Here is a 3,359-nt window from a genome sequence, read left to right as displayed (position 1 = left end):
TGGATGCGGGGACAGGATTTGAACCTGTGACCTTCAGGTTATGAGCCTGACGAGCTACCGGGCTGCTCCACCCCGCGTGGGTGTGGTGGGTGACCAGAGGATCCGGCCTGGTGGCCTGGCGGCGACCGACTCTCCCGCGCCTTAAGACGCAGTACCATGGGCGCTGGGGTGTTTCACGGCCGTGTTCGGGATGGGAACGGGTGTATCAACCCCGCGATGGCCACCAGGCCACCGGGCCGGATCCTCTGGATGATGGTGTGATGATCTGAGTTGTGTGTGTGCGTGGTTTGGCGCTGTGCGCGGTGGATGCTTGCGCATCCGCGCGGTGGTGTAGGGGATATGGAGTTCTATCGGGTGATTAGGACCGCTCGGCTGCACTCCTTACGGAGCTTCCACCTGCGGCCTATCGACGTGGTGGTCTTCCACGACCCTTAGGGAGACCTCGTCTTGAGGCTGGTTTCCCGCTTAGATGCCTTCAGCGGTTATCCATTCCGCACTTGGCTACCCGGCGATGCGGCTGGCGCCACAACCGGTGCACCAGAGGTGCGTCCTTCCCGGTCCTCTCGTACTAGGGAAAGATCCTCTCAAGTCTCCAACACCCACGGCAGATAGGGACCGAACTGTCTCACGACGTTCTAAACCCAGCTCACGTACCGCTTTAATCGGCGAACAGCCGAACCCTTGGGACCTGCTCCAGCCCCGGGATGCGATGAGCCGACATCGAGGTGCCAAACCTCCCCGTCGATGTGGACTCTTGGGGGAGATCAGCCTGTTATCCCTAGAGTACCTTTTATCCGTTGAGCGATGGCCCTTCCACGCGGGACCACCGGATCACTAAGGCCGACTTTCGTCCCTGCTCGTGCTGTCGCACTCGCAGTCAGGCGGGCTTGTGCCTTTGCACTCAACAGCCGATGTCCGACCGGCTTGAGCCCACCATCGCGCGCCTCCGTTACCTTTTGGGAGGCGACCGCCCCAGTCAAACTGCCCACCAGGCAGGGTCCCGACCCCGGGTGACGGGGTTCGGTTAGACGCCAGAAAGGCGCAGGGTGGTATTTCAAGGTTGGCTCCACCAAGGCTGGCGCCCCGGCTTCAAAGCCTCCCACCTATCCTACACAGCCCCTTCCTGGCGCCACTGCCAAGTTGCAGTAAAGGTTCATAGGGTCTTTCCGTCTGACCGCGGGTACCCCGCATCTTCACGGGGAATTCAATTTCGCTGAGCCCATGCTGGAGACAGTGGGGAGGTCGTTACGCCATTCGTGCAGGTCGGAACTTACCCGACAAGGAATTTCGCTACCTTAGGACCGTTATAGTTACGGCCGCCGTTTACCGGGGCTTCAGTTCGGAGCTTGCACTCCTCCCTTTAACCTTCCGGCACCGGGCAGGCGTCAGACCCTATACGTCATCTCTCGATTTCGCAGAGCCCTGTGTTTTTACTAAACAGTCGCCACCCCCTGGTCTGTGCCACCCACCCATGGTTGCCCACAGATGGGTCCCGCTTATCGCTAACTTACGCGGGCAATTTGCCTAGTTCCTTCAGCATGGTTCTCTCAAGCGCCTTGGAATACTCATCCAGTCCACCTGTGTCGGTTTCGGGTACGGTCCATATGCCAGAGCTATTTCCCGGACCAATCCAACTGCCACCCCAATCCGATAAGGAATGACAGAACTTCATGGCCGTCACTTCTGGCGGGCCCAGGAATATTCACCTGGTTCCCATCGGCTACGGCTTTCGCCCTCGCCTTAGGGGCCGGCTCACCCTGCGCGGATTAACCTTGCGCAGGAACCCTTGGACTTTCGGCGAGAGAGTTTCTCACTCTCTTTGTCGCTACTCATGTCCGCATTCGCACTTCCCATACCTCCACGGCCCGTCACCGGTACCGCTTCACTGGCCTAGGGAACGCTCCGCTACCGCGTGTATTGCTACACACCCACAGCTTCGGCAGATGGCTTGAGCCCCGGTACATTTTCGCCGCAAGACAGCTTGTTTAGACCAGTGAGCTATTACGCTTTCTTTAAAGGATGGCTGCTTCTAAGCCAACCTCCTGGTTGTTTTGGCCGTCTCACATGCTTTCCCACTTAGCCATCATTTGGGGGCCTTAGCTGGTGGTCTGGGTTGTTTCCCTCTCGACAATGGACCTTAGCACCCACTGTCTGTCTGCCCGCCTGCACTCATCGGCATTCGGAGTTCGGTAGGGTTTGGTAGGGCTTTGGGCCCCCCTAGCCCTTCCGGTGCTCTACCTCCGACGGTGATCGACGGACGATCTACCTCAATAGATTTCGCGGAGAACCAGCTATTTCCTGGTTTGATTGGCCTTTCACCCCTAACCACAGATCATCCCCGACTTTTTCAACAGGCGTGGGTTCGGTCCTCCAGTGGGTGTTACCCCACCTTCAACCTGTCCATGGCTAGATCACCAGGTTTCGGGTCTCATGCCGGCAACTATGCGCCCTATTCAGACTCGCTTTCGCTGCGCCTACACCTCTCGGCTTAAGCTTGCTGCCAACACGAACTCGCGGACCCATTATACAAAAGGTACGCCGTCACTCTTGCGAGCTCCGACTGCTTGTAAGCATCCGGTTTCAGGTCTCTTTCACTCCCCTCGTCGGGGTGCTTTTCACCTTTCCCTCACGGTACTTGTGCACTATCGGTCGCCAAGGAGTATTTAGGCTTGGAGGGTGGTCCCCCCATGTTCAGACAGGGTTTCACGTGCCCCGCCCTACTCAAGGATCCCTGAAAGCTCTACGCCTACGGGGCTGTCACCCACTATGGCCGGCCTTTCCAGACCGTTCAGCTTCTCTTTCAGGAACCACTGGCCTGCTCCGCGTTCGCTCGCCACTACTAGCGGAATCTCTGTTGATGTCTTTTCCTCCAGGTACTGAGATGTTTCAGTTCCCTGGGTTCGCCTCTCGCACCTATGAATTCAGTACGAGATACCCCAAAGGGGTGGGTTTCCCCATTCGGACATCCGCGGATCAACGATCGCTCGCATCTCCCCGCGGCTTTTCGCAGCGTGCCACGTCCTTCATCGCCTCTTGGCGCCAAGGCATCCACCGAATGCCCTTCTCTCACTCCATATCCACACCACCGCCCGCGCACAGGGCCAAACCACGCCCTATGCAACTACCAGTCTCAGGCGGTAGCGCCCGCATCATCCCCGGCCTGCGGTCTAGTCTCGGCCGAACGATGTGCGCCACTTACACACACAACTGATCATCTTCACCATGTGAAAGAACATCTCGCTCCACGTCCCACCCGGCTCCCTCTCGAGGATCCCGGACAGTATCGCGGAACGGGTTTCGGAAGTGTCGCCGCCCTCAGGCGGCTCACCAGGCCATCGACCGTCATCGCCAGGCGCAGC

The 3,359-nt window shown here is 58.7% G+C and carries 1 tRNA gene and 2 rRNA genes; all 3 read right to left on the bottom strand.

Annotated features, from left to right (window positions below):
• The 3 genes from GWK15_RS25485 to GWK15_RS25475 all read right to left on the bottom strand — a co-directional run bounded on the left by GWK15_RS25485 (window position 1) and on the right by GWK15_RS25475 (window position 3,075).
• Window positions 1-77: transfer RNA gene (locus GWK15_RS25485), tRNA-Met, on the bottom strand.
• A gap of 36 nt (window positions 78-113) precedes the next feature.
• A 5S ribosomal RNA gene (rrf, locus tag GWK15_RS25480) occupies window positions 114-228 on the bottom strand.
• Between the two features lie 109 nt (window positions 229-337).
• Window positions 338-3,075 (bottom strand): 23S ribosomal RNA (locus tag GWK15_RS25475).
• Window positions 3,076-3,359 lie beyond the last annotated feature (284 nt).

The sequence above is a fragment of the Neoroseomonas oryzicola genome (genome assembly GCF_012163135.1).
GTDB classification, from domain to species: domain Bacteria; phylum Pseudomonadota; class Alphaproteobacteria; order Acetobacterales; family Acetobacteraceae; genus Neoroseomonas; species Neoroseomonas oryzicola.
The sequence above is the reverse complement of the archived record's forward strand: the minus strand, read 5'-3'. Positions and strand labels throughout refer to the sequence as shown.